A 24,197-nucleotide genomic window follows, 5' to 3' on the forward strand; every position below is an offset into this window, starting at 1 on the left:
GCGTGATACCTATGCACCCACCTTCGGCATCCTCGGCACGAAGCATCCCTGTTCGATTTCCCCGCCCTTCGCCATCAGGATCGTCGCTTCGGGGATTTCTTCCCACACGCCTTGCACATCGATCAGCGGTTCGGAGAGGACGAGGAAGGCGTCGTCGCCGGCTGCGATGATGCGGGGGTCTTCGGGGTAAAGGGCGCGGAGCTGACGGAAGGACGTGCTGTGGAAGAGCGAGCGCGATTCGGTTTCGCTCGAGTAGCGGACGGCTACGATTTGCTGGCCGTCGGTGACGCATACCGTCATGTTCAGCGGATATTGGACATCGTAGCGATGTCCCACTTCTTCGATGAACCCCGCCATCTGTTCCAGCGCGCTTCGCGGGTCTCGCTCGAGGCCGAAGGTCAGGGCCAGGAAGAACATGATCTCGGAATCCGTCGAGCCTTCGATCCACCGGAAGAGGTGGGGCGCCACCGCCATCATCAGGTCGCGGCGCAGGAGCGGAAATTCGCGGATCAGGCCGTTGTGGACGAACAGCCAGCGGCCGAAGCGGAATGGGTGGCAGTTGGTTTCCTGCGTCGGCGTGCCTGTGGCCGCGCGCACGTGCGCCACGAACAGCGGCGCCCGGACGGCGCGCGCGGTCTCGCGCAGGTTCGTGTCGCTCCAGGCCGGATGCAGGCATCGATACCGGAACGGCAGTTCCGAGTGGCGGCCATACCAGCCGACGCCGAATCCGTCGCCGTTCGTGGTGGTATGCCCGAGCCGCGCGTTCAGGCTCTGGTCGATGAGGGAATGTTCCGGCTGAAACAAGACCGCCTCCAGTGGGACGGAACGGCCGGAATAGGCCAGCCAACGGCACATGAGCACGTCTCCTTGGTGTGGGTGCTTCACATGAGCATAGCAATTGTGCGGAAGTTGTGATGTCGGGCAAGCGCGGACGTTCCTCCACACCATTCATTCCAATCCAGAATGAATGATATGACTCATCCCCATCTTAATCTCCGAAAAGGAATCAACCATAGTGCAGTCACCCCAACGGAACGCCAGCCCCGGCGTCCGGTAACCAAGACTGGAGTGACATCATGAGCAAGATCAACGTCCCGACTCGGGAAGACGTTTCCCCCGCCAACCAGGCCATCTTCGACAAACTGAAGGCCAGCCTCGGCATGGTGCCGAACCTCTACGCCACCTTCGCGCACGCCGAGCACGCGCTGGGCAACTATCTGGCGTTCCAGAACGGCAAGAGCTCCATCATCGGCAAGGCGCGCGAGGTCGTGAACCTTGTGGTGAGCGAGGTAAACCGTTGCGAGTACTGCCTCGCGGCGCATACGGTCATCGGCAAGATGAACGGTTTCACCGACGAACAGGTGCTCGAGATTCGCGGCGGCACAGCCACCTTCGATGCCCGGCTGGATGCGCTGGCGCGGCTGACGCGCAATATCGCGCTGAACCGCGGCCATGCCGATCCCGCACTCGTCGATGCGTTCTTCGACGCCGGCTGGACGAAGGGCAACCTCGTCGACGCCATCGTTGTCATCGGCGACAAGACGGTGACCAACTACCTGCATGCCACCACGCAGGTACCCGTGGACTTCCCCGCCGCGCCGAAGCTGCCGGTCTGACGATCGCGTTCCCACAAGGATTCAACATGACGCTGCAAGCCAAACTCGACGCGTTCAAGGCCGACTTCAAGGCCGGCAAGCCGCCTTACAACGCCCCGCCAGAGATCCATCCGGTCATGGAGCGCGCCACCGCGGAACTGTTCGCGAGCGGACAGGCCGATCGGGCCATCCATACAGGCGACCGCGCGCCCGCGTTCGAACTGCGGGATCAGAACGACAATCCAGTCTCATCGGCGGCGCTGCTGGCGCAGGGACCGCTGATCGTCACGTTCTACCGTGGCGTCTGGTGTCCGTACTGCAATATCGAACTGCAGGCGCTGAACGAGATCCTGCCGGAGGTTCGCGCGCTGGGTGCGAACCTCGTCGCGATCTCGCCGCAGAAGCAGGTGAACAGCCGGAAGTCGGTTCGCCAGAACCAGCTGGATTTTCCGGTGCTGTCCGACGTGCACGGCGAGGTCGGCGCGGCGTTCGGTCTGCGCTTTTCGCTACCCGATTATCTGGTCGCGCTGTATCAACAGCTCGGGAACGATCTGCCTGCCTTCAACGACGACCCGTCATGGACACTGCCGATGCCGGCGCGGTATGTCATCGGACGGGATGGCGTGGTGCGGTATGCAGAGGTGAACCCGGATTACACACGCCGCCCGGAGCCGGGCGACATGCTGACGGTCCTCCGAGATATGCGCTAAGGCCGCCGTCCATCGGGTCCATCGGGTCCATCGGGCCCATCGCGCCCATTGCGCCTATGGAACGGCGCGTACGGCAGGCTTCGCGCCGCATCCCGCGTGGTTTGATCCGCGACGCGCTCCACATCGGGAATCTCGCGCATGGCCGCCATGAATCTGGCCGTCGGAAACTGCGGGCCAACGCAGCCCTGCACGAGAATCCAGCGCTGCCAGACGGTGATCCACAACGTGCTCTGCTTCCACTCGGGCATGTTCGTGGTCAACCATTGCAGTCGTCTGCGCGCGGTGTCGGCAATCTCCTGATCGTAGGCAAACGCATTGGGCAACCGGCAACGACCCTCGATCCAACAGTGGTTGCCATGCTCGATCCGATGATGCGAGTCCCGCTTCCACTCCGCCTCGGTGATGCGCGGGCCGGCGGGCTCGGGGCAATCGGGGATTGCGGAGGAAATCTGGAAGAAGGGGTCGTGACCGCGGTTTAGGAGGGGTTCTTCGGCATGAAGACTACCCGGGACCGCCAGGGACATAGCGGACACCCAAACGCGGATCGACACCATGACCGCTCCTTCCCCGATGGCTAGATCTGCCGTTCAGTATAGGAGGCGGGTGCATGCCGTAACGGCCCCGAGCCACGAAGGAGGGCCGCGATCGAACGATCAGCGTGCTGCGAGAATCGTCGTTCTGGCAAACGTCGTCGGTGAACGCCTGCCCAGCGTGCTCCGTGCCGCCAGCGCGCACACTGCAAGCGTGCCGGCCAGGATGCCGAGGGAGGAGGATGTGTGTGCGTGTGTCGTGAAGCCTGTCGCGAAGGCGACGGCGGCCGTTTCCAGGGTGCGGCCGAGTTTTTGGTTGCGTGTCATAGCGGTGTGCGCCCGTCGCCTGCGTGATCGTTCATGGCGGCGCGTCTTTGATGCCGCGCCGCCGCTCTTGTGAGATCAGTACTCGGTCACCGGCGCATGGACCGGGGCGATCGAGGCGTGGGGCGTCTGCGTGCGCTGCGCCGCCTTGTGCACCATCGTGTAGGCGTAGTCGATGCCCATGCCGTACGCGCCCGAGTGTTCCTTGGCCAGACCCGTCACCGCGTCGTACGTTTCCTTGTTCTTCCAGTCGCGCTGCCATTCCAGCAGCACCTGCTGCCACGTCACCGGCACCACGCCCGCCTGGACCATGCGCTGCATCGCGTAGTCATGCGCTTCCTTGGTCGTGCCGCCCGACGCATCGGCCACCATGTAGATCTCGTAGTCGCCTTCGAGCATCGCGCTCAGCGCGAACGTCGTGTTGCACACTTCCGTCCACAGACCCGCCACGACGATCTTCTTGCGGCCATTCGCCGCCAGCGAATCGCGGACCTTCTGGTCATCCCACGAATTCATCGACGTCCGTTCGAGCGTTTGCTTGCCGGGGAACACGTCGAGCAGTTCGGGATAGGTGTACCCGGAGAAGGAATCCGACTCGACCGTCGTGATCGTGGTCGGCACGTCGAAGATCTTCGCTGCCTTGGCCAGGCCCACCACGTTGTTCTTCATGGTCTGGCGGTCCATCGACTGCACGCCGAAGGCCATCTGGGGCTGGTGGTCGATGATGATCAGCTGGCTGTTGCGCGGGGTCAGGACTTGCAGCTTGGCGTTCGACATGGTTTCTCTCCGGTAAAGGTAAAAGGCAATTCAATAAGTTTGAGGTTGTTCTCGGCCAGCGCCGGCTTCGCTTGTTGGCTTTGTTTTCGCCCTGTCTGCGTTGCCGCGCTGTCCATGTGCAGAACTATAGCGGTCGCCTTCCCGGAGAAAGTCGGCTATCGCTGTCATAGTTATTCAATATTATTGAATAAGCATTTCTGCTATGAGAATCGGCTTTGCCATAGCCGCTAGCGAAGCGCCTCCGGCATGCGCATATGTCCGATGCAGCCGCGCCACCCCTTGGTCTTTCGTCGCGGTGTACCCGAGCTTCTCCCGGAACGCCTCCAGCCGGGCACGCGAGGCGCCGAGGATCTCGCTCCAGGTGGCCAACCCGATGCGGAGCTGAGGCTCGGTATGGAAGCAACCGAAGACCCTTCCGCGCTGCAATAGCGTGCTGGCCGCCTGGTCCGTCATCTCGTTGGAGACTGCAAGGAACGTCCAATGGGTGTTGGCCTTGTCGAATCGCTCGTCCTGGCACACGGTCATGGCATAGCTCTCGAGCTGCGCCTTGACTGCCAGATCGATGCATTGCGAGGGCCGCTTCAGCTCGACGACCAGATATTCCCGGCGAGTGGTGGCGTACGCCGGCACCTCTCGGCCCAACAAGAGATCGATGACGGCCTCGCTACCGTCGTCGCGCACGACACGCGGCTGCCTGCCGCGCGTTTTCTCATTGGGTCGCAGCAGGGCCAGATGCTTGCGCAGGACCGTGCTCAGGTTCTCGTCGCTGCTAGTGAGTAGATACTCCTCTCCAAACAGCCATGTCTCGCCCGCTAGCATGCGGTGCAATTGCAGACGCTCCTTCGTGGACCGCTTGCTCTCGGGCAAGAACAGCAACTCTTGCAGTCCCGCAAGAAACTGAAGGCGATCCGCAACCATCTTGCTCGCTCGATGATCGATGACAGCGTCGTGTACTGGAGCAGGTCCACGAGTTCGGTTTGCTTGTCCTTTGGCAGACCTAGCACCTCGGTCAAAATTTTCTTGAGCGAATCGGGGCTCTCGTCCAACGCCGTCTTTAGCATCCGCAGCGTGAACTGTCGATCCTTGGGCTTGCCGTTGCGAAAAGAGTCGAGATATTGATGCACGCTCAGCGCGCAGATATCGAAGACCTCACGACGCGCTGCCTCGACGACGTCCAACGCGTCGCCACAGAAGGGATATGCACCCTCGGCTTTCCATAGGCTGACGAGCTCCGAAGCGCTAGCGGCTTTGCGGCGTCGATGGTCAGCCAGGGACGTGTCGAGTTTCGGAGGGTGGGGAGGGATAGCCTGCGAGGAGGCCTCCAAGTAGGTATTCAGTTGGGGTGACATGCGATTGATCGTTGGACGTGCCGTGCGCGGCAGTGCTGCACCTTGCAAGGCGGAATGTTGGCCCCGGAGATTCACATGTTTGCCACGCGCTGAAAATCGTCGTTTGTCTAATCGAGCAATGGGAGGGTGACCCGCCCCGGTTGTAGTACGGCGTGCGATCAGAGTCCGGGGTCAAAAACTCCACCTGTCCCCTGGCAAATTGCTCAGGCGACAGGTAGCAGAGCGAGCTGTGAGGCCGATCGGTGTTGTACTCATTGCGCCAATTCTCTATCAGCATCCGAGCGTGACGCATTGAAACGAGGCAGTGTTAGTTCAGGCATTCATCGCGGAACCGCCCGTTGAAGCTTTCGATGTAGGCGTTCTCCACCGGTGACCAGGCCGGATGAAGGACAGCATGACGCCGGCCTCATAAGCCCATGCATCCAACACCTTCCAAGCGAACTCCGGACCGTTGTCCCCTGTGATGGACGCCGGCAAGCCGCGTGCCTCCTTCAATCTCTCGAGAACCTGCTTTACTCTCAGGCCATCTCTGATTCGGGCCCGTTGCAACCGGCCGCGAATTGCGCTCGACAACAGCAATGCGTTTGCGTTGCCGCTTACGTAGTTCGCCAGCCAGCCTTCCCGTTGCAGCACCACGAGAATCCGGCGATAGCCATAGCGACGCATTCATAGTGAAACAGCGATCGCGGAATTCCAACCAGCCCGCAGGCCCGGGTGACACCCGTGGCGCGCTCGGTCACCAACGTCCGGACCGCATCGCGCATGGCCGGCGGGCTCACTATTTTCGCGACAGCAGATCCTTCAGCGCCGCGTTGTCGAGCATCGAATCGGCCAGCAGGCGCTTGAGCTTGTTGTTCTCCTGCTCCAGCCAGGCGCTGCACATCGGAGACCGTCATCCCGCCGAACTTCGCCTTCCAGTTAGAAAAGGTAGCCTCGGAGACGCCGTGTTTGCATCAAAGCTCTGCGGGTTTCAATCCTGCCTCGGCCTCCTTCAGCACGCCGATGATCTGTTCTTCGGTGAATCGCTCCTTCATGACCGCCCCTCCTTGGGAACGGACTCTACATCGTCACGCTACTAAATAGGGGGAGCATGTCACTTACCGAGCCGCGTCCTTCAGCCTCTTCAGCGGATGTAGGCTTGGCAGCGAATCATTGCAATGCCGCAGAGGAACGGGCGCGCCTGTGATAGATCGCGAAGACCTATGGCTTGGCGACGGAAAGAGGCAGATACACGGCCCAGCCTTGCTCAGAAGCCACAGTGAGAAACATTTCAAGCGCTTCTCGCCGAGTGTAGCCATACGCAATCTGGCGACCGTTGGAAAGGGCGTAGTGGTATTTTCGATGAGCGGGGCCTACCTCATCCGCGGGTACCGTCGTGATTGTCATCGTGGCATCCGCCAAGACGCCGTCTATTTTTACGACCAAATGGTCCTTACCTACAGCCATAGCATTATTCCTTCGATCCTAGCGAGCGCTCTCGAATATCACCATTCAGGCCTGCCCACTCCGTGCTTCATTGCGCCCCGTTCCACGCACCCGGTGCAGCCTGGATACGCCGGTGAATGTCAGCAATCTCGCGAACGAACGGAATCGCGTCCTCAGAAAAGAACTCCCGCGCATTGTTCAGACGGAACGGTGCTAGCAGCTTATGCAGAGCGTGTTCCAGCAGATCGTAGTTGTCCACTCGATACGCCTCAAGCTCCTCGAACTGGAACATTGCACCCGTCGTGTACAGCTGGCGAATGCGAGCGGCGAGCTCTTGCGTCGTGTAGCCAATCTTGACGATGCGTTTGCCTTCTTTTGTATAAACCCCTGTTCCAAGCACGTAGACAATCCCGTTCAGCCGCTCGAGGTCTTCGCCATCACCACCGTCCAAGACTTGCTCGATTGCCTGGCTTGACTCAATTGATACCTTATATGGTTTTGTCGAACGGTCAATCAGATACCGGCTGTCGGTTCGTACAGTGGTGTAGATAGCGGACAACAAAGCGTGGTCGAGGTCCTTGTAGTGGCCCGCGTCGATATTCCTAACCGCGGCTTCTGTACCGTAGAAAGCCGGATAGTCTCGCTTAATACGGTCCCGAATCTCTTGGGGGGTAATGCTCGCCCCGGTTGCAGCAACAACCTCGTAAACGGCATCGGAAAACTTCATTTCAATCCTCTCTTAGCGCTCCGACAAGCAAGCTCGATGAAACAACCGGCCCAGACCGCTGAGTTCGATGAACCAGAAGTCGAAATCGGCTTCCCTCACACCCTTGTACGTGTCATTCCAAGGGTCGTTGGTGTATGAAACGATGCCCAAAGTCACCAGGGTGTTCAATGTAGGTGTCCAGCAATTCGGGTCGGGCGAGCTCCTCGGGACGCACAGCAACGCCTTCAAGGTGTCGCCTCTGACTTTCTAACAGCTTTGACGCGCTGACTAACGCTTTACGAGCGTTTCTCAGCAATACGTCAACGCCCTTCCGCGGCGGTCGCATTTAAGCGGCCAGTTGACCTGCGGAGATCTGCTCGATCAGCACGGCTTCATCTGGCGCCAGTTGGCCAACGATCTGAATGAATGCAGGATGCGCTTCGCCGACCCGCTCGCGATCCATCCCCCTGGAAAGCAAGTTCACAAACATATTGCCAACGCTGCTTTCTCGTCGTGGAACCTGAGCTGCTCTGCAATCGGCAACGCCAACGACTCAACCGGGGATATGCGTCGATCCTCCGGGACTTGGTCGATGGATTTTCGGAGATGCCTCGCCAGCCTATTCTGATAGGCTGCACCGTACGGCAGGAATAGCACCAAGCGAAGCATCTCCACGATGTCTTCGCCAAATTTGCCCGTCTCATTCAAGGCTGGCGATATCGCGTCATCGTAGGCGGCCTTGAATACCTCCGGCGGAATACTCTTAAGCATATCAAGCTCACTCATCGCACACCTTCAATCTGGTTTTCGCATCGAAGAAGACAGCTATTGTGGCTAGCACATTTTGCGATTCTTTGCTGCCAGGACCGTAGCTCCACGAACGTCTTGAGTGTCTGTACAGTTCCGCGGCGATGTTGGGCTACACCGAGCTGCAAGTGAGGCCTCCTGATTATTCTGTCGCCATTCGATAGGTAGCCCAAGAACGCCGCCTACCGGAGGAAGCCACACAGTGAATGCCGCTAGATCCGACGCAGACCATCGCATTTCGACATCCTTGCCGTCATCGTAGACGTTGCGAATTCCCCGAGCACTACTGATGAACGCAGAAATCAGCTTCTCAGCCCATTGCACGCCTCGAGGCAATGCTTGAGCGTTCCTTCCCCAGTACCAGAATCTCTCGCCGACAAAGACGCGGTTGGCGTCCATGTCCTGCTTCTCAATTCCCTCGCCTGGCGGCGCAGCCTGATGCTGCGTGGTCTCACCTGTGTGAAACAACTTCCCCTCCCTGTCCAACCGGTAGAAATTGTCTCCACATTGTTCCTCCAGGCTTCCACTGAGCTTGGGGCGCTTACTGGCGAAGCGATCTGCCGTGTAGTAGGAGTCCAGCTCCAAACGCGTGTCCACATGCATGGCATAGAGAAGACGCCATATGTGTGGTGTCCCGAGCTTGCTTCGAAGTGGGGAGCCGGCCAGCCCCAGTATCCAGTCACCGGGTTTGCTGCGAGACCGCTGGTGGTTAGGTGTGCATATTGCCAGGGTACAAGTTCCATGAAATGGATTTGGCGCATGGCCGCTATCGCTTGTCATGACGTAAGCGCACACCAACCGAGTCTCTGGAGTCATAGAAAAATACTGCGCTATCCGGAAACTCGACCAACTAAGTTGGCGAGCTCTTCGCGTTGAGTTTCGAAACGAGGAAGGTCGCGATTGACGACCGGCGTACTGGTTAACTCGAGATTTTCTCGCCATCCCCCTTCATAGAGAATACCGCTGGAGTGGTATGCGATAGCAGCTAAGGGAGAATGGGCGACCAATTGGGCAGTACTATTGGTAGCGCCGTCAGTAACTCAGCCCTCCGCCAATCTAGTCAACTCTTCCAGCACCTCTGCCTTGAAGTTCTCGAACACAAGCCAATTTCGATGCTCTCGTCGCCAGTACCCTCTACCCCGACAGATCGGCTCGAAAAGTTGACGTCCCGGCTCGCAAACCGGATGGTAGACAGTGATGTTGTTTCTGGGTAATTCACGTACGAACACCAGTACACCGTGAATCGAAAACGTCCATACTCCGTCTCGCCGAAACATATGACCTCCTGGTTGAAAAGTGAGCCCAGCCTAGTCATGGCGTCGCAGACGAAACAGTCACCAACAGCGGAAGAAACTGTGTTGCACGGAAAAATTCCATTACAAATCAATGGCGCTCAAGAAGAGGTGTCCGCGCGAGCAACCGATGCCAACACCGACGAGAAGGCGGCTCTTGAAGCGTTCCTCGCATTTTTCAAACGGCAAGAACGGGAGACACGCGTCCTGAAAGTTGCTAAGGCGCTGACACAAGACTCGCTACAGCGGCTCAAAGACGACAAGAGGGTCACCGCTTATACGTCTCAGCAAGTTGCGGATATGACGGGGCACCAGATTGGCCCGGAGAGAGCCACAGGTTGGCTCTCCAAAGTCTGGGATGAGTTGGAGAAGCGCCTTGAAGAGTGGGAAATCGGGGTGCAAGACACCGCCCGCGAAGCTGGACTTACAGTCTATGCTTGGCCGAGGAAGACTCAGGGCGCCGGGGGCGCTGGCAACAATTCGTCCTTCGGGATCGTTTTCCTCCAATTGCAGTGCGTGAGGAGTTGGCTCCTGCATCGGACTCTGGCGGCATCCGCTACGCCCGCGACCTCACTTTGAAGCCGGCGTTCTGGGTAAAGCCTCTGGTTCACGCCGGATTCGCCCTAAAAGGCTGGCGGCGAACCTTGTTCCTCGGCTCAGGCCTTGTGAGCCTAGTCATATTCGGAACGGTTCTGGCTTGGCTGTGGGTCGTTCTATCGACCGGTTATGCTTCTCTCCCCGTGGCAGGCGTGACCTTGCTACTTCTCCTCGCCGCGATGGTCGGATGGATGGCGATTTCAGTTCTACGCCCCTTCTGGCGCCTCATTGACCTGCGCATCATCATGGCTCCCGACATCCTGGTGTCGATCCGCGAGCGAAGCGTCCAGTTAGAAGCAGCAAAGGAAAAAGACGACGACGGCAACAACGTGCGGGTCATTAGGCTGGTCCGCTACTGTGGCAACTGTACATTCTGCGGAGAACTGGTTCACCTAGAAGAGGGTCGCCGAGAGTTCGCCGGACGATTGATAGGCCGGTGCGATGAACACCCTGCAGAACACATCTTCTCGTTCGATAGACACACCCGGACTGGCCATCCGCTGCGATAATCTGCAGCTTATGGGGGATTGTCTCCCGCTTAATCAGATGGCAATGGCAACATCCACATTTATTTCATGGTGGGGCGCCGGCCTCTCAACGGTTCTGGCACTCGTAAAAATCTGGGAACTCTGGCGCGACAGGTTCCGTGTCGAGACAAGCTACACCTTCACGTCACACCCCGGAATTGGGGACAAAATACGCATACGTAACCTTTCGAATCGACCGCAGATTCTCACAGATTGGACGCAATACGTCCGTTATCGCTACGCCAGCGGGCACACATGGGACGGGGAGTGGCACCCTTCCCGAATGGTTCCAGCGTGCAGTGAATGCCGAGCAGTCGGTGCAACACGTTCTGGTGGCGTAAGGTGACAATAGCAACTGCACTCCCGCGGGCCACCAGACAGCAACAGCAAGCGATGGTTGTCTACCAGTCGACTACTGGACGAGGCGCGGAGCCGATTGATTGGAGTTGAGGACGCTATCGGCGGCCGTCTGCTGCTACCAGCGCCGTTGATCAATGATTTCGGCTATTTGCAGCTCAGAATGCTATACGAGATAGTTGCGCTGTGCTGTCTCAACCCCCGTGGCGACATAGAGGCAACAAACACTTCCAAGTTGCAATAAACCTATGAGGCCGACAAATTGATGAGGATGCTGGCAGAGCTTCTTCCGAACTTCTATCCGCATCCGGTAGTCGTCTCCTCCACTGAGAACAGTCACCACCTGGAAAAAATCCAGCAAGACTTCCTCCGCGAGGAGGATCTCATACAGCTCTATCACGAATGCGGAGGACGACTTCACAAAGGTAGCCTTGCGAAGTTTCGATCGTCCGCGCCGCGTGCACACCAGGCGGACCACGAGGCAATCCTTACCTAGCATAAGAAGTTTGCTACGCTACTCTCAGTCCATCACGTAGCGTCTTACAACTCCTTGTCCCACTATCTTTGCTTTCTGTCGCATGAATCGAGAAATGGCGAAGCCATGGTTGTCCTAGCGAAAGCCCCGGATGCGTAACGCGCTAGCAAGACTATGCCCATTCAACGGCGACCGACACGCGTTCGAAGGCCCATCCATGCGCGCCGAGTTCCCCCTGCGAATTTGGCGGGATTGGCCCTGATGTTGACTTGCACACGTCGGACAGCATGGATTGTGCCGTTGCATCGGATAACGCAGTCCATGAAATGCTTGCCAATGTACTGCGTCGACTCCTCTGATTCGAGCATTCCGATCCCGCCTCGAGAATGGCCTAAGTCGCCAATGGTGTCTGCATCTTCGCCGCAGTTTCGGACCGTCCATTCGACGTGTGCATACGCTGGTATGACATGTGGGTTCGCAATCGAGAAGACGAGCCAACGACGGCGTTCAATGCTTGGGATTTCGTTATAGTAGGTCGCCTGAAGATTGCCGCCCTCTCGATCGTACACGTCGATGCGAATCTCAGGTATCGGCATTAGCGCATTGCCGGCGGGGCCTTCCACTTCTACAATATCCGCCTCGGGCAGTGGCATAAGGTACGACAGCGCGGTAGCCCATGCGAATGCGGCCGAGGCTTCATCCTCCGCCACTTGGGCCGCGTCTCCGGCTTCCATGAGAGCATTCAGCTTCCCGAGGAACACGTTCCAGCCGCCCCTTGGAATGCGATTCAGATCTTCATCACGATTGACGGGGTTCGGAACGCGCGAACTTTCAACGAAACGTCCATACATGCCCCGAACCAAGGTTGCGAGCGCATCGTCATCCGCCATTCCTTGGACGCCCATCGGCCGAAGGCCCTGAAATACCTGAGTAGCGACAACTGTCAGCACAATCGACGACGGTCTGGCGTCAGGAAGCGCATCGAATGTTATCGCCGCCCACGCCTTCAGATATCGAATCAGGCGTCGCAGCAACTCCCTCTCATCAACCGGCAAAGCGTCCCGAAACCAAACATAGATTCCCTTGGGATCGCTAGCTTCCCATTTGTTCGACAGGCACGCCAACCGACGCTCCTGCGTCACAGTGTCCAAGTGATATGTGGGGGTATCGATATGGAACTGCTCTGCATAGATCACTCGCGAGCATCGCTCCTTCGGCTCCTCTATGCTTCGGATGTCACGGTTAGTCTTACTATGGCGAACCAGCTCATCTTGAACCCACTGCCGAAGTTGCACTGGACTCGGCCAAGCACCGCCCGCTTTTTGGTGCCATCCGAAATAGAGACCAACATCGACGTCGTACTCCTCGCCTTTGCGGACGGGCTTAATCAACGTGCCGTACTTGTAGGATCCTTGCAACCACGTGGAGATTGGGTACCCCTTCTTTCCGAGCTCGGCCTTCAAGTGCTCAGCTAACGCGTTCCATTGCTCTTGAAGGAACTCACGCTGCCTTGTCGTCGGAGTAACGCGACCGTAGAGCGTCTGCTCCGCCGCCCCATTGAATAGTCGAGAAGCATTGCCCATCGATTACTTCTCCCCCTTGAACAGTTGCAGCTGTGGCAAGTGCGATAGAAATAGCGGCAGTTTGTCACCCATGACGTTGCTGGCATGCTTGTCGGCCAGTCCCAGCAGGGTTTTTTTGGCCGCTTCGGTAGCCACATCAAGTCCCAAGTCGCCGGCCTGCTCGTCTCCAGCGACATGGTCGATCCTGAGGTAGCGGTCCTCAAGACGATGCCGAACGATTTGCTCTACGAACTGTTGCTGCGCGGAAATGATGACCGAGAAGAGGCGCTGTCCGGCCATCCAATCTGAGACGCCAAACTGGCGTCCCAAACTCCTCGCAATGGAATAGTTCCGGGTTGTCGTACCAATACTCAGGAGGCGAAAGTTCTCCTTCGGAACGCCAAAGTAATGCTCTGCCTCATGCATCGCCACCAGGTCAGGAGCGTTTGCAAACAGGCCTCCATCGGCATAGACGTTGGATTCCACCTCAGCCAACTCGAAGAACGTTGGGGCCGCCGCGGTTGCTAGCGCGATGTCCACGACCTTGAACTTGCAATCGCGGGTCCAAGTCTCCTTGTGTCGGGTCTTGAAGACCTGCGGCTCGCCCATTGTCACGTTCACAGCAGGAATCGCAACCGGGTGTAGCGCCTCACCAAGGAGGGTATCCTCCGGAATCAGCTTTGCGATCGTGTCACGTAGATTCGATGCCGCATATCGAGGTCGACGCAGATGCCTTAAGAAGTCCCAGACTTGTCCGCGAATCGTCGTGGGTTTCTCATGAAACGGGAATATCGTCTCCCCATCCTCGCAAAACACTTCGACAACGCGAGACATCGGAATCTCGAATGCTGCCGCGAGAGCGATGATGCCTCCAATAGAGGTGCCGCTGACCAGGTCAAAACACGTGGCGATGGGCTTCTTATGGTGCTCTTCGATTTTCTGGAGCACACGGGCAGTAAACAGCCCCCTGTAGCCCCCACCGGTCAGCGCCAGCGCCTGAAACGGCTGCTCCTTCGTCCACTCCATGACCCATCCCTAATATCGTTTTAGTGACCCGACTGGTGGGCTGCACCATTGACAGCCACGCCAGCTCGACCCCGTCCTCGTCGCCTCTTATTTCTTTTCGTTCCTTCTCTGCGTCGGCCCTTGACCGCGCGACGACGTTCTCTGCAGTTAGCGGCTTCGGCCGCATTGCTGGAAAAATGATGTACGTTACATCGTTAGGAATTCCGACGCCAGAGCCACCTTTCCCGATCCACTGTGGATTCCCCAATTCCGCATGTGCAGCAACTGAGGTTTCACAAAAGCGAAAATAAGATCCCGAATCTCCCACAATCCCGAATGCCCACCTCTCACCGCGCATAATGACGGGCAAATCCCCCTTTCGAATATCCCTGGCACTCATGAAGGAGACTCCTTGTCCCGGCACGTAGCCAGGCACCACTGCGAAAGGCACCACCTCAGCGTCGAAGTATCTCTTTGAGCTAGTTCGACATGAAGAAAATTCTCATCAGCGAAGCACCCCGTATCTAAAGTCTCAATGACTTCGAACCGACGACAGTTCCAGTGGAGACAAGCGGATCGATCTCCCCATCTTTCATCGGTAGAGCACAGTGCCCAGCACCGCTAGAATTGCTCAGTTCGTCAACTAGCTAATCGCGCGTCGACGCGAAATTCTGACATTATCTTCCTATAATCATGGTCAAAAGAATCCCTTCGCAACCTACGCCCGCTCCTCGCTACGAGCAGAGAATTGTCCTATTCCTCGACTTCTTAGGCTTCAAGGATCTGGTTAGCCGTACTACTAGCGACCCGGACTTTCTTAAGAAGCTCATTAGCGCCATGAACGCGGTTGGCACTATCGGCAGCGATGATGCAGAGTTTCTCAAGAGTCAACGTGTCACCCAGTTCTCCGACTGCATCGTTGTCTCCTACCTGGTAACAGAAAGATCCGCAGTCTTCTGGCTCCTCAACAGCATCGCTCTCCAAGTTCTCAGCTTGGCGGAAAATGGGTTTCTGGTCCGCGGCGGGCTAACTGTCGGCCGACTCTATCACTCAGATCGCCACGTGGTAGGTCCCGCGATGAACGAAGCATATCGGATAGAATCCCAGGTCGCTAAGTATCCTCGCATCGTCATCGACCCCAAGGTACTTGAAGTTGCGAAACGCGCACGGAGAGAGGGGCATACTCCGGAAGAGGAGGCTACGTATGCGAAGTCCTTCATGACAAAGGATTCCGATGGCGAGTACTTCTTTGACTATGTCTCTTGGAACTCCGTCGTGGCAATCAGTGGTGGCGAAAGCGACGTTTACGGCTCCTATCTTGGAGCTCTGAGCAAGCTAATCCGGGATGGACTTCGACACGACAACCCGTACGTCCAAGAGAAATATCTGTGGCTTCACAAGTTGTACGTCACCGCCATCCGTCAATTCACGGATACTCCATCGAACGGGAAGGGGCGGAAGGAGAACTCTGCGCTCTTCGCGGAAATTGAGAGTCTTCCGGTTTTCAATATCGATGCAAAGTTGGCCCGCAGCGCAATTAAGAAGTCGATGACTGCAGCGAAGAAGGCATCGAAGAAAAAGAGCAAGGCACAGGGTACGAAATCAAGCCCAACTTCGAACAAAGGTCGAAAATCATGACGATCGCGGGTTCCGTCGATGATGTTTCTTCCGTGCAACAGCGCCCCTTTCTTTATAGGCCGCGCGGCGGCACTAGGACAATGTCACCTTTGAGGTCTTTCCCCTCGCCAACACCCACCCATATCGCGCACTGATTTCCGACGATGAGAAATACCATCGGCACCGCCTTGCTGGCACATAGCCTTCGCCACTCGCCCATATCAATGGATGATGGAGAAGGCCTCGCTTCCGGGTGTGTGTGCCACTCGCCAAGATAGTCCATCGTCTGCTTCTGCGCCCTCCAGTGACGAAGCGCGATGCGCTGGTGGCTTTCCGCCTGTCGATGGAATCGGAATCGTTGCTGCTTGTCGCCTGGCTGCGGCGACGAGATCGCCACGATGTGCAAGTGGTGTTGTCTGCGATATCCCATCAGAATTCCGCCTGACTCCGGCGAATTCAGGTCGACCTGTCGAAACTGGAACAGACGCTCCAGTACCTCAGCCTCAATGAGTATCTTTGCACCGTCGCACAGCGGATGCGGAATAATCAGCGATGCTGGCATGCTGGACAGTTAGTGGTAGGCGCAATGTCCTGGTTCCTTATGCGCTTCGCGTCCGCGGTCTCGAGATAGCGAGTTCGAAATCGTGGGCTAACTTCATGCTTGAGCCAGTCACTGACCATATCAGCAGCCAGGGCTGCGGCTGACATCGGTGCTGACACCGCGTACGGCGTGTATGAGCTACAACCTCGGAACTGCTTGCGTGGAGGAGAGTCCAGGATCTGGAATCTCTCCTGCCGATAGTTCGGTCCGATGCCGTGACGAAGACACTGGAAACACCCGTACTTGTCAGAGTCAGACCATAGACCCTGTACGCACTCACCGTTTCCCTTAACCCAGACGTATAGCATCGGCCCAAGACGGTGCTTCATGTGTGCAGCATTGACTAAGGTGCTCAATGCCTCTTCACCCGTTGCATCAATGACCAGGTCCGTCGAGAAGAACGCATCATTCAGTCTCGGCGAGGTAGTCTCCACTTCGACGTTCACGTAAGGAAATTGACGCAGTAGATCATCCTTCAAGGCTTCAGCCTTGTTCTGATGCAATGCCGGGAAGCCCAACGCATGGCGGCCCAGATTGTCCGGCTCAAGCCTGCCGAAGTCGATGAGACGTAGCACGCCATTTTTCCCAGTGCCGGCACCCAGGCGGACCAAGGCTTGGGCCAGATACCCTCCGATCGCACCGCATCCAATCAAGGTCAGCCCCTTGCCAGTGAGGCTGGGATACTCAAGATTGCGGGAGTGAATATACGCTGGCGAGATGTCGTCAAGGCGAAGTCGTACAACGTTCGTGCCAGCCCCGGCGTTGTGCAGGTAGTTTCGAAATCGCTTGGGCGCGAGCCGAAAGCCCAAGCGGTGCTTCGTGTCCAACCAAAACATGACACCGAAGCGACCTATCGGCGTATTGAATGCAATAACACATCCTTCACGCTCCAGATAGGATCGATCTGCGCCAAGGCGATGCTGAATCTGAGTGGAAAGGTCAGCGTCCCAGGCCCTTACCCAAGCGAAGAACTCTTTGATCGTGGTCGGCAATCCTTCTTCGGGTACACCCGGGGCATTCGCGCTTTCAAAGACAAAGCAAGTGAAAACGCCCTTGACCACGTCATCTGTCTCGAATCCTTTACCGACCCGGCGTGCCGCGGAGGCATCGCGAGCAATCAGTGCCTTACGTTGTCCCTCCTGCTTGACGAGGAAGTACATCGCAGTGTCGGCATCGGAATCGAGTTCGTCTACCAAGACAGGATAAGCAGGAGGATTTTGGCCGACTACCCAGTATGCAGCGAACTCGTTGGCGATATCCGCGGCCCGCGACTTGCCACTGGAAATGCGATGCAGGACATCAGCCGCAGCTGCTAGGCACTGCTTGATGGCCTCGTCTGGTTCGAAACGATCCAGGATGACCGACCCTGGAGAGAAATAGCAAAGGCCGCCGAGGGCATCGACGTGCTCGAGAATAGTTGGTGAGCAGATCCATGTGAGGACACAAAGGAGTTCTATGACTACCTCAGCACGCCATATCTACGACCAGCCGGCACTTGCGCCCCTGCTCACGATTTACAGGACGGTGGCCGTCAATCTATTGACGCGCGGCGAGTCGGCGGGTGGCCGTGTTTCATTGCCAACCACGGAGGCACTCTCGTACTACATTGCGGAGCGCGCGGGCGAAGTACAGGTGGCTATAGATTTTCTGGCTTTTGCTGGTGATAGGATGAAGGAAACGCTGTCCGGCACCGGCGAATTTCGGGAGCGCGATTACCAGTACCACTATGAGAACGTATTGTTCCGAGCGGTGGGAACCGTAGATCGTCTCTTCCTTTTGGCAGGGACCTCAGCGTTCATGAGTCGAAAGGAGCTTAGCTCCACGCGCGCCAATGAGAACGTGAAGCGGTGCCTCAAGAAGAATTACCTGACCGGCGCGCTCGCGGTATTAGAAGAGGCAGAATCTCTAGTAAAGCCGCTGAAGAAGGGCAGAAACAAAGTCGCGCATGTCGCAGGGTACACGGATACGTTGTTGATCGCTGCAAGTATCGACCGGACTCCCGAGGTGGATGCGATCTATCGTCGGGAGTTGGAGAACTACCATCGCCAGGGCATCGAAACGGTCACAACTTTGCACGCTGAACTCGCAAAATTGGCTGAAAAATTGGTCGTCGAGTTGGCGCTCGTCTTCGAGTTTATCGTCGAGGAACACAACACTCCGTCGCGGAAGCGTAAGAAGTCCTAAGGTGGACTTTGAGGATTGCGGCCCGAAGCGGCAAACTCGGACCGCAACTTTGACCGCAGATCCTCAACCGTCGACTCCTCGGAGATCCCTAGCACAGGATCTGCCCGTACAACATGCGGATGCGTCCACGGCGGCCACTCCTCAGGGCAGTCGTAGGTCTGCCATCGTTCAGATGAATGCACGGAGATTCCCGCCAACCATTGATCACTCTCCTCGTCTTGCTGGAGAGATTATCAAGGCCATGCAATGTTGGGAATCTTCCTCCAGCAATTTCCGGACTAACCGGCACGATTGCGCCTGTTGCGCTCGCAACCAATGAGGTCTCCATGATGTTCACAAGGACATGGCGCAATGGCACGCCTGGGATGTCGGCCGTCGCGGCCTTCTGCAATTGCTCGCTTAGAACCAAATCATGCAGCGCATATACGGTGCTAGCGCTGGGTACTGCATCCGGCCCCCCCGAAACGCTTCATTACTGAGCCGACCCTTTATGGCGTCGACAACAACGAACGATGCGTCCCATGAACCCTCTCTTTTCCTCATTGGGCGACCTTAGCCGTTTGGTGAACGCTCCGCGCTCAATAACGTTGCCCCGGGCAACCAGGAGTGACGGGCTGCGATGGCGTACGCCATATTGACTCAATCTGACCCGCCCCCCGGTTTTAGTACGGCATGCGATTAGAGTTCGGCGTTAAAAACTCTGCCGGTCCCCTGGCAAATTGCTCAGCGGTCAGGTAGCCGAGCGAGCTGTGAGGCCGCTCGGTGTTGTACTCATCGCGCCAATTCTCTATCAGCATCCGAGCGCGAGGCATGGAAACGAACCAGTGTTCGTTCAGGCATTCATTGCGGAACGGCCGCTGAAGCTTTCGATGTAGGCGTTCCCCACAGGCTTACCAGGCCGGATGAAGGACAGCATGACGCTGGCCTCATATGCTCATGCATCCAACACCTTACCAGCGAACTCCGGACCGTTGTCCACGTCACGGTATCAAACACCGGCGGCAGGTCAACCGGACTGGCCGAGCGAGAACTACCCCGCCTTGTTCCGAAGCGGGTAATCGTGCCGACGCCGAAGACGTTGGAGGTGTCGCCAAAGGGCGTCGATGATGACATCGGCATCCAGATGGTCTTCGAGTGCGATGTAGAACGTGTCGCGCAGAAGCGCTGAACGAACCATCCACTCAAGCCTCTATCGATGACGTCGAGACGTGGGCGTCGCGGATCTGCTCGATCAGGCCGCTCAGGACTCGGAACGTGAGTTCCGGGGTCACGACCGAAGGTGCGGGCTTGCTGGGATTGCGGTGAGCAATCCAATCCCGATATTGCTTGATCTGCTTGGCTCGGCCAATGAGGTCGACGTCGACCTCCGGTTTGAAGAGGTCCATGACGTCGTGGAACCGCCAATACTCGACCTCCTTGCCAAACTTGTCGGCCAGCCGAGCGGCGTAGCTCACAGGGCGGCCAAGAGCCAGCCATGCCCTGGCAGTCTGCAGCTGCTCGATGAGCATCCGCTCGAACGTGGCGAACAGCGCGAGGACGGCCAGATCGGCTGCCTGCTGCCGCGCGCGCTGAAGCGCGACTACAGCATCTTGCGGCGTCTCTCGGGTGAACGGTAGTTCGTGCATGAACGCCGCATTCTGGTCGCGAATGATCTTGTCCACGACATTGAAGCATTCGCTTGCCACGATATAGGCATCGTAGACCGGCCGCAGCAGATAATCAGAGATCATACGTCGACACGTCCGTCAGCAAATCGAAGAACAGGACTTCGTCAAGGCGTTTGGGCCGCCACATGGTAGGACCCGTCCAATACCATCCGCTTCGATCGGCTCCATACGCAAACGGTCTGCGAGCACCGCGCACGATGCGACCGTTCTCGATCGTGCATGGGGTGTACTCGGGACCATCACCGCCGTGGAACATCAGCGCGTGGGAATACCTGCGGCCGCTCAGATCGACGCGCCCATCCGCGCCAATCGCGCATGCAGCAATGGGGATGACTTCTGCCACAGGCACCCTCTGCTTCGAGATATGAAGACCCGGCGCTTCATATTTACCCGCGACTTGCTCATTCAAGGTCCGCGAAAAATATTTGACGTCCAGGTCACGGCCGTTGCACCACTTCGTGATGTCTTCCAGCAGGACAACTACCCGCTGCACGAACTCACGGCCGAGCTCCTCGTTGAGCTCGCTATCCTCGTCATCTGCATAGTGCATCAAGACCCCTCGTATCAATCCAATCGTGGGTCCAGAGATTCACATGTTTGCCGCGCGTGGGAAATCGTCGTTTCTTCAATCAGGCATGCGAGGGTCTGAGCGAGGAGGCGGCACGACACCGGCTTCCGGTGGAAATGAAAAAGGGTCGCTAACGCGACCCTTTTCAACAGCCTCACAAACTTCAGAAACGCTTACAGGAACCTGAACAGATTCATCCCCTGGATCTGCATGAACGATTGCTGTGCGCCCTGCAGCGCGGTGGAGCGCTGGTAGTACTCGCTGATGGCTGCCGCGTAGTCCAGGTCCGTCAGGCTCGACAGCGTGGCCTGGTTGGTCAGGTCGCGGTTCGTGCCGATCGTGTCCAGCGAGTCCAGTTCCTGCATGCGCGAGCCGATCGAGGAGCGGACGGTCAGGACGTTGTCCAGCGAGTTCGAGAACTGGCGGATGCCGGTGGCCAGCACGTTTTGCAGGTTGGCGTTGGCCGTCTCGTCGGTCAGCGGCTGCTTGAGCGCGTTGATCACGTTCTGCAGGTTGGTGAACATGTCCCCGCCGGCTTGCTGCGCCGGCTTGATGGACATCGTGTCGCCGTTTGCCGGTGCGCCCTTGACCGAGAACGTGACGCCGCCGGCCGAGATGGCGACGCCTTCGTTGTAGTCCGTCGCGGGCACGACCTGCGTTCCCGTCGTCGTGTCGGTGATCGTGTACTGCATGCGGCCGGCGCCGTTCGGGGCGAAGTTCAGCGTGAACGAGTGGCCGTAGAGCGGGTTGGTCGGGTCCGACGCGGACACCGAGCTGAAGGTGCCGGTGCCGGTATTGGCGCTATTGCCCGTCAGCACGTAGCCAGCGTTGGCCGTCACGCTCTGGAACACTTCCGCGCCGTTGTTGCCAGCCTGCATCTGGCGAGCCACGTCGACCTGCAGCAACTGGTGGCCGGTGTCGCCCTGATAGACGGCGCCACCCGCGGCGTTCTTGGTGAACGGCACCGTGCTCGACTGCAGACCGGCGAACAGATAGTTGCCGTTGCCATCGTCGGCGTTGGCCAGACCGAACAACTGGTCGTACTGGCCCTGCAGGGCCGTCGCGAGCGTGGCGCGGTCGTTGTCGGACATCGTGCCGTTACCGGCGTTGACAAGCAGCGTCTGAATGTTCTGTACGGTCGTCGTGACCGTTTGCAGCGTGCTTTCCGACAGGCCCAGGGTCGCGTCGGCCTGCTTGCGCGAGGTTGCGTACTGCCCGTTGACCGAACCGGCCAGCGAGACGCCCAGCGCGCGGCTGGCCGCGACAGGATCGTCGGACGGCGACAGCACGCGACGGCCCGTGCCGAGCTGCTGCTGCACGTGCAGCAGCGCCGACTGCTGGCTGTTCATCGACGACAGGCCCTGGGTGTAGAGCGTGGAGGAGGCTACGCGAATCATGGCTAGTTTCCTTCAGTTCCGTGGTGCTGCCGTCAGGCAATGCTGATGAGCGTGTCGAAGATCTGGCTGGCCGTCTGGATCACGCGCGCATTGGCCTGATACAGCTGCTGGAACTGCAGCATGTTGACGGTTTCCTCGTCCATGTTCACGCCCGAGATCGATTGCTGCGCCGTGTAGATCTGCGTCGTCACGCTGTCCTGCGACGTGGACTGGATCTTGATCGACTGCGCCTTGCTGCCGACATCGTTGACCAGCTGCGCATACGCATCGTTGAAGCTCGACACGCCGTTGATCGTCTTCGCGGTCTGCAGCTTCGCCAGTTGCAGCATGTTGCCGTTGTCGGCCACGGCGCCGGAGTTGTTCGACAGCGTGATGGTGTCGCCCGCGGCCGGCGTGCCGCTGAAGCTGAACGTCATGCCGTTGATCGTGTAGTCGACGTTGCTGCCGTTTGGCGTGGGCGTCGGCTGCGGTGCGAGCAGCGTGCCCGAGGCATCGGTGAACCGATAGCCGGCCGGGGCAACGGTGCTGTAGGTCGCGGTGATCTTGCCGGCCAGCGGCGTCCAGCCCGGCGCCACCGCGGTCAGCTTGGCTGCACCGCTGCCGGAGTTGCCGGTGGTGGCATCCGCGCGCGCCGGCGAGGCGGCGGCAACCTTCGCCGGGTCGACGATCTTGACGTCGAACGCCGCGGCCGCGTTACGCGTCGGCTGGATCTCGAACGAGTCGTTGGCGGCCATGCCGGCACTGATGTTCAGCGTGAAGCCGTCGGTCGTCGTCAGCGCCATCGGCGCGGCGCCCGCGGAGGTGCCCACCACCTTGTCGTCCGACTTGCGGATGACCGAATAGTTGGTGCCGTCGAACCTGAGCGTGTAATCGCTCGTCGTCAGCGCGCCAGCACTCGTGATCTGCGCGGAGACGGTGGCGGTACCGGTGTTGCCCTGCTTGCCATAGACGGTCGGACCGCCGATCGAGAACAGGTCGGTGCCGGCGGCGCCGTTGAGGTCGATGCCGAGCTTGTGCTGGTCGTTGAACGTCTGGCCCAGCGCGATGGAGATGCGGCCAATCGCGTTCTGCGCGCTGTCCAGCGTATCGCTGCGGAATGCGAGCATGCCGCCGAGCGAACCGCCGGTGATCGCGCCTTCGTCGGCTTCCTGCACGGAGCCGTTCGGCAGCGTGAAGGCGATCTCCGTACGGCTGCCGTCCGTCGCCGACTGCACCGCCTTCAGGTTGTACGAATCGGAACCCATCACCAGCGGCTGGCCGTTGGCGGTGAGGATGTTGTACGAGGTGCCGCCGTCCTGCACGACGACCTTGGCGCCGATCAGCGTGTTGAGCTCCTGCACGATCTGATCGCGCTGGTCGAGCAGGTCGTTGGGCGGCTGACCGCCGGCCTGCGCGCTCATACGGGTGATCTCGGTGTTGAGCTTGGCGATCTGCGCGGTGTAGGTGTTGACCTGATCCACCGTGGTCGAGATCTGCGTGTTGACGCCGTCCTGCAGTTGCTTGAGGTAGCTGCTGGCGGACTTGATCTGGCCAGCGAGCGCCTGCGCGGCGGACAGCATGCCCTGACGCACCGCCGGGTCGGCCGGCGTGTCGGACACGGACTGCACCGACGCGAAGAACTTCTGCATCAGCGGCGCGAGACCGCCCTTCTGGTCGGCGAGCAGGTTGTCGATCTGCGAGATCTGATCGGAGTACGTGGACAGCTGCGCGCTGGCGGACGTGGCGCCACGCAGCTGGTTGGTAAGGAACGAGTCGTAGACGCGCTGCACGGACAGCGTGTTGGACCCCTGGCCATAGAAGCCGGAGCCGCGCATCTGGCCGCCGGCCGACGCGATGATCGTGTTCTGGCGCGTATAGCCGGACGTAGCGGCGTTGGCGAAGTTGTGGCCAGTCGTCGAGAGCGCGTTCTGCGCGACGTTGAGCCCCGAAAGACCGATATTGAAGAGAGACATTTGCTCTGACCCCGGATCAGTTGGCTACCTTCGGCACACGGCCGAGGGCGGTGAATGTGCTAGATAACGGCAGAAACATGGCGGGACTTTAGCGGCGCTTAGCGTCCCGTTTTGTTAGCGTTCATTACAGGATCGACGCATGTTCGGCGCACGTTCGACGCAATACAACGAAC

The 24,197-nt window shown here is 58.5% G+C and carries 24 protein-coding genes and 4 pseudogenes; 6 read left to right on the plus strand and 22 right to left on the minus strand.

The window, feature by feature from the left end; all coding sequences use genetic code 11:
• Nucleotides 1-9: 9 nt before the first annotated feature.
• Nucleotides 10-855, minus strand: coding sequence for a class II glutamine amidotransferase (locus tag KHP16_RS18730; RefSeq protein WP_211960880.1), 846 nt, complete (start codon nucleotides 853-855; stop codon nucleotides 10-12).
• A gap of 221 nt (nucleotides 856-1,076) precedes the next feature.
• Here KHP16_RS18730 and KHP16_RS18735 point away from each other — a divergent pair, with 221 nt between their 5' ends.
• Both KHP16_RS18735 and KHP16_RS18740 read left to right on the plus strand, forming a co-directional pair.
• A complete protein-coding gene (locus KHP16_RS18735) occupies nucleotides 1,077-1,616 on the plus strand; it encodes a carboxymuconolactone decarboxylase family protein (RefSeq protein WP_211960881.1) in 540 nt (179 codons plus the stop codon).
• A 26-nt stretch (nucleotides 1,617-1,642) separates the two neighbouring features.
• A complete protein-coding gene (locus KHP16_RS18740; RefSeq protein WP_109584461.1) occupies nucleotides 1,643-2,305 on the plus strand; it encodes a peroxiredoxin-like family protein in 663 nt (220 codons plus the stop codon).
• Here KHP16_RS18740 and KHP16_RS18745 read toward each other — a convergent pair.
• The 10 genes and pseudogenes from KHP16_RS18745 to KHP16_RS28705 all read right to left on the minus strand — a co-directional run bounded on the left by KHP16_RS18745 (nucleotide 2,302) and on the right by KHP16_RS28705 (nucleotide 9,165).
• Nucleotides 2,302-2,859 (minus strand): BON domain-containing protein, encoded by a 558-nt coding sequence (locus tag KHP16_RS18745; protein ID WP_244835878.1) that lies wholly within the window; start codon nucleotides 2,857-2,859, stop codon nucleotides 2,302-2,304. The genes KHP16_RS18740 and KHP16_RS18745 overlap by 4 nt on opposite strands.
• Before the next feature lie 99 nt (nucleotides 2,860-2,958).
• The gene (locus KHP16_RS18750) at nucleotides 2,959-3,162 is read right to left on the minus strand and encodes a hypothetical protein (protein WP_147452873.1); all 204 of its coding nucleotides are present in this window, start codon (nucleotides 3,160-3,162) and stop codon (nucleotides 2,959-2,961) included.
• A gap of 75 nt (nucleotides 3,163-3,237) precedes the next feature.
• Nucleotides 3,238-3,936, minus strand: a complete 699-nt coding sequence (locus KHP16_RS18755; protein WP_211960882.1) for a hydrolase — start codon at nucleotides 3,934-3,936, stop codon at nucleotides 3,238-3,240.
• Between the two features lie 180 nt (nucleotides 3,937-4,116).
• On the minus strand, nucleotides 4,117-4,854 hold the full coding sequence (locus KHP16_RS18760) for a hypothetical protein (protein ID WP_211960883.1): 738 nt from the start codon (nucleotides 4,852-4,854) through the stop codon (nucleotides 4,117-4,119).
• Between the two features lie 345 nt (nucleotides 4,855-5,199).
• Nucleotides 5,200-5,652 (minus strand): annotated as a pseudogene (locus KHP16_RS28700) (integrase core domain-containing protein).
• Between the two features lie 381 nt (nucleotides 5,653-6,033).
• Nucleotides 6,034-6,319, minus strand: a pseudogene (locus KHP16_RS28390) (transposase); the annotation flags it as partial.
• 479 nt (nucleotides 6,320-6,798) lie between these two features.
• Nucleotides 6,799-7,437, minus strand: coding sequence for a GIY-YIG nuclease family protein (locus tag KHP16_RS18770; RefSeq protein WP_211960884.1), 639 nt, complete (start codon nucleotides 7,435-7,437; stop codon nucleotides 6,799-6,801).
• A 325-nt stretch (nucleotides 7,438-7,762) separates the two neighbouring features.
• On the minus strand, nucleotides 7,763-7,900 hold the full coding sequence (locus tag KHP16_RS18775) for an Abi-alpha family protein (RefSeq protein WP_211960885.1): 138 nt from the start codon (nucleotides 7,898-7,900) through the stop codon (nucleotides 7,763-7,765).
• Nucleotides 7,897-8,202, minus strand: coding sequence for a hypothetical protein (locus KHP16_RS18780; protein ID WP_211960886.1), 306 nt, complete (start codon nucleotides 8,200-8,202; stop codon nucleotides 7,897-7,899). Before KHP16_RS18780 ends, KHP16_RS18775 begins: the two co-directional genes overlap by 4 nt.
• Before the next feature lie 48 nt (nucleotides 8,203-8,250).
• Complete coding sequence (locus KHP16_RS28705; RefSeq protein WP_415926788.1) at nucleotides 8,251-9,165, minus strand: Nmad2 family putative nucleotide modification protein; 915 nt, start codon at nucleotides 9,163-9,165, stop codon at nucleotides 8,251-8,253.
• Nucleotides 9,166-9,536: 371 nt separating this feature from the next.
• Here KHP16_RS28705 and KHP16_RS18790 point away from each other — a divergent pair, with 371 nt between their 5' ends.
• Together KHP16_RS18790 and KHP16_RS18795 are read left to right on the plus strand one after the other, a co-directional pair.
• Nucleotides 9,537-10,094 (plus strand): hypothetical protein, encoded by a 558-nt coding sequence (locus KHP16_RS18790; protein ID WP_211960888.1) that lies wholly within the window; start codon nucleotides 9,537-9,539, stop codon nucleotides 10,092-10,094.
• Between the two features lie 170 nt (nucleotides 10,095-10,264).
• The gene (locus KHP16_RS18795) at nucleotides 10,265-10,621 is read left to right on the plus strand and encodes a hypothetical protein (RefSeq protein ID WP_211960889.1); all 357 of its coding nucleotides are present in this window, start codon (nucleotides 10,265-10,267) and stop codon (nucleotides 10,619-10,621) included.
• Nucleotides 10,622-11,162: 541 nt separating this feature from the next.
• On the opposite strand, the gene KHP16_RS18800 is transcribed toward KHP16_RS18795, so the two are convergent.
• The 3 genes from KHP16_RS18800 to KHP16_RS18810 all read right to left on the minus strand — a co-directional run bounded on the left by KHP16_RS18800 (nucleotide 11,163) and on the right by KHP16_RS18810 (nucleotide 14,059).
• Entirely contained in the window at nucleotides 11,163-11,474 is a 312-nt protein-coding gene (locus KHP16_RS18800) for a hypothetical protein (protein ID WP_211960890.1), read from the minus strand.
• Between the two features lie 179 nt (nucleotides 11,475-11,653).
• Nucleotides 11,654-13,054, minus strand: a complete 1,401-nt coding sequence (locus KHP16_RS18805) for a CBASS cGAMP synthase (protein WP_211960891.1) — start codon at nucleotides 13,052-13,054, stop codon at nucleotides 11,654-11,656.
• A 3-nt stretch (nucleotides 13,055-13,057) separates the two neighbouring features.
• On the minus strand, nucleotides 13,058-14,059 hold the full coding sequence (locus KHP16_RS18810; RefSeq protein ID WP_211960892.1) for a CBASS cGAMP-activated phospholipase: 1,002 nt from the start codon (nucleotides 14,057-14,059) through the stop codon (nucleotides 13,058-13,060).
• Nucleotides 14,060-14,875: 816 nt separating this feature from the next.
• Between KHP16_RS18810 and KHP16_RS18820 the strand changes: the two genes are divergently transcribed.
• A complete protein-coding gene (locus KHP16_RS18820; protein WP_211960894.1) occupies nucleotides 14,876-15,676 on the plus strand; it encodes a hypothetical protein in 801 nt (266 codons plus the stop codon).
• Between the two features lie 52 nt (nucleotides 15,677-15,728).
• Here the strand turns inward: KHP16_RS18820 and KHP16_RS18825 are convergent, their stop codons facing one another.
• The 3 genes and pseudogenes from KHP16_RS18825 to KHP16_RS28560 all read right to left on the minus strand — a co-directional run.
• Nucleotides 15,729-16,217, minus strand: coding sequence for a Mov34/MPN/PAD-1 family protein (locus KHP16_RS18825; RefSeq protein WP_211960895.1), 489 nt, complete (start codon nucleotides 16,215-16,217; stop codon nucleotides 15,729-15,731).
• Nucleotides 16,202-17,416 carry a HesA/MoeB/ThiF family protein gene (locus KHP16_RS18830; RefSeq protein WP_244835880.1) on the minus strand — a complete coding sequence of 405 codons (1,215 nt, stop codon included), beginning with the start codon at nucleotides 17,414-17,416 and terminating at the stop codon, nucleotides 16,202-16,204. The genes KHP16_RS18825 and KHP16_RS18830 overlap by 16 nt, the downstream gene beginning before the upstream one ends.
• Before the next feature lie 78 nt (nucleotides 17,417-17,494).
• Nucleotides 17,495-17,734, minus strand: a pseudogene (locus tag KHP16_RS28560) (hypothetical protein); the annotation flags it as partial.
• On the opposite strand from KHP16_RS28560, the gene KHP16_RS18835 reads away from it, so the two are divergent.
• Nucleotides 17,712-18,440, plus strand: a complete 729-nt coding sequence (locus KHP16_RS18835) for a hypothetical protein (protein WP_211960896.1) — start codon at nucleotides 17,712-17,714, stop codon at nucleotides 18,438-18,440. The pseudogene KHP16_RS28560 and the gene KHP16_RS18835 sit on opposite strands and share 23 nt — an antisense overlap.
• A gap of 662 nt (nucleotides 18,441-19,102) precedes the next feature.
• Here KHP16_RS18835 and KHP16_RS28400 read toward each other — a convergent pair.
• The 5 genes and pseudogenes from KHP16_RS28400 to flgK form a co-directional block, all read right to left on the minus strand.
• A pseudogene (locus KHP16_RS28400) lies at nucleotides 19,103-19,419 on the minus strand (integrase core domain-containing protein); the annotation flags it as partial.
• 202 nt (nucleotides 19,420-19,621) lie between these two features.
• Nucleotides 19,622-20,170 (minus strand): hypothetical protein, encoded by a 549-nt coding sequence (locus KHP16_RS18845; protein WP_109585462.1) that lies wholly within the window; start codon nucleotides 20,168-20,170, stop codon nucleotides 19,622-19,624.
• On the minus strand, nucleotides 20,160-20,657 hold the full coding sequence (locus tag KHP16_RS18850) for a hypothetical protein (RefSeq protein WP_211960897.1): 498 nt from the start codon (nucleotides 20,655-20,657) through the stop codon (nucleotides 20,160-20,162). Before KHP16_RS18850 ends, KHP16_RS18845 begins: the two co-directional genes overlap by 11 nt.
• A 191-nt stretch (nucleotides 20,658-20,848) precedes the next feature.
• Complete coding sequence (gene flgL / locus KHP16_RS18855; RefSeq protein ID WP_109585474.1) at nucleotides 20,849-22,069, minus strand: flagellar hook-associated protein FlgL; 1,221 nt, start codon at nucleotides 22,067-22,069, stop codon at nucleotides 20,849-20,851.
• A gap of 35 nt (nucleotides 22,070-22,104) precedes the next feature.
• The gene (flgK, locus tag KHP16_RS18860; RefSeq protein WP_109585460.1) at nucleotides 22,105-24,024 is read right to left on the minus strand and encodes a flagellar hook-associated protein FlgK; all 1,920 of its coding nucleotides are present in this window, start codon (nucleotides 24,022-24,024) and stop codon (nucleotides 22,105-22,107) included.
• Nucleotides 24,025-24,197: the final 173 nt, after the last annotated feature.

It is taken from the genome of Cupriavidus plantarum, from assembly GCF_905397285.1.
Lineage (GTDB): Bacteria > Pseudomonadota > Gammaproteobacteria > Burkholderiales > Burkholderiaceae > Cupriavidus > Cupriavidus plantarum.

Bases quoted from the DNA above. Each gene is read 5' to 3' on its own strand.
- KHP16_RS18730 (WP_211960880.1), bottom strand. From the start codon at position 855: ATGTGCCGTTGGCTGGCCTATTCCGGCCGTTCCGTCCCACTGGAGGCG.
- KHP16_RS18735 (WP_211960881.1), top strand. From the start codon at position 1,077: ATGAGCAAGATCAACGTCCCGACTCGGGAAGACGTTTCCCCCGCCAAC.
- KHP16_RS18740 (WP_109584461.1), top strand. From the start codon at position 1,643: ATGACGCTGCAAGCCAAACTCGACGCGTTCAAGGCCGACTTCAAGGCC.
- KHP16_RS18745 (WP_244835878.1), bottom strand. From the start codon at position 2,859: ATGGTGTCGATCCGCGTTTGGGTGTCCGCTATGTCCCTGGCGGTCCCG.
- KHP16_RS18750 (WP_147452873.1), bottom strand. From the start codon at position 3,162: ATGACACGCAACCAAAAACTCGGCCGCACCCTGGAAACGGCCGCCGTC.
- KHP16_RS18755 (WP_211960882.1), bottom strand. From the start codon at position 3,936: ATGTCGAACGCCAAGCTGCAAGTCCTGACCCCGCGCAACAGCCAGCTG.
- KHP16_RS18760 (WP_211960883.1), bottom strand. From the start codon at position 4,854: ATGGTTGCGGATCGCCTTCAGTTTCTTGCGGGACTGCAAGAGTTGCTG.
- KHP16_RS18770 (WP_211960884.1), bottom strand. From the start codon at position 7,437: ATGAAGTTTTCCGATGCCGTTTACGAGGTTGTTGCTGCAACCGGGGCG.
- KHP16_RS18780 (WP_211960886.1), bottom strand. From the start codon at position 8,202: ATGAGTGAGCTTGATATGCTTAAGAGTATTCCGCCGGAGGTATTCAAG.
- KHP16_RS28705 (WP_415926788.1), bottom strand. From the start codon at position 9,165: ATGGCGAGAAAATCTCGAGTTAACCAGTACGCCGGTCGTCAATCGCGA.
- KHP16_RS18790 (WP_211960888.1), top strand. From the start codon at position 9,537: ATGGCGTCGCAGACGAAACAGTCACCAACAGCGGAAGAAACTGTGTTG.
- KHP16_RS18805 (WP_211960891.1), bottom strand. From the start codon at position 13,054: ATGGGCAATGCTTCTCGACTATTCAATGGGGCGGCGGAGCAGACGCTC.
- KHP16_RS18810 (WP_211960892.1), bottom strand. From the start codon at position 14,059: ATGGAGTGGACGAAGGAGCAGCCGTTTCAGGCGCTGGCGCTGACCGGT.
- KHP16_RS18820 (WP_211960894.1), top strand. From the start codon at position 14,876: ATGAACGCGGTTGGCACTATCGGCAGCGATGATGCAGAGTTTCTCAAG.
- KHP16_RS18825 (WP_211960895.1), bottom strand. From the start codon at position 16,217: ATGCCAGCATCGCTGATTATTCCGCATCCGCTGTGCGACGGTGCAAAG.
- KHP16_RS18830 (WP_244835880.1), bottom strand. From the start codon at position 17,416: ATGTACTTCCTCGTCAAGCAGGAGGGACAACGTAAGGCACTGATTGCT.
- KHP16_RS18835 (WP_211960896.1), top strand. From the start codon at position 17,712: ATGACTACCTCAGCACGCCATATCTACGACCAGCCGGCACTTGCGCCC.
- KHP16_RS18845 (WP_109585462.1), bottom strand. From the start codon at position 20,170: ATGATCTCTGATTATCTGCTGCGGCCGGTCTACGATGCCTATATCGTG.
- KHP16_RS18850 (WP_211960897.1), bottom strand. From the start codon at position 20,657: ATGCACTATGCAGATGACGAGGATAGCGAGCTCAACGAGGAGCTCGGC.
- flgK (WP_109585460.1), bottom strand. From the start codon at position 24,024: ATGTCTCTCTTCAATATCGGTCTTTCGGGGCTCAACGTCGCGCAGAAC.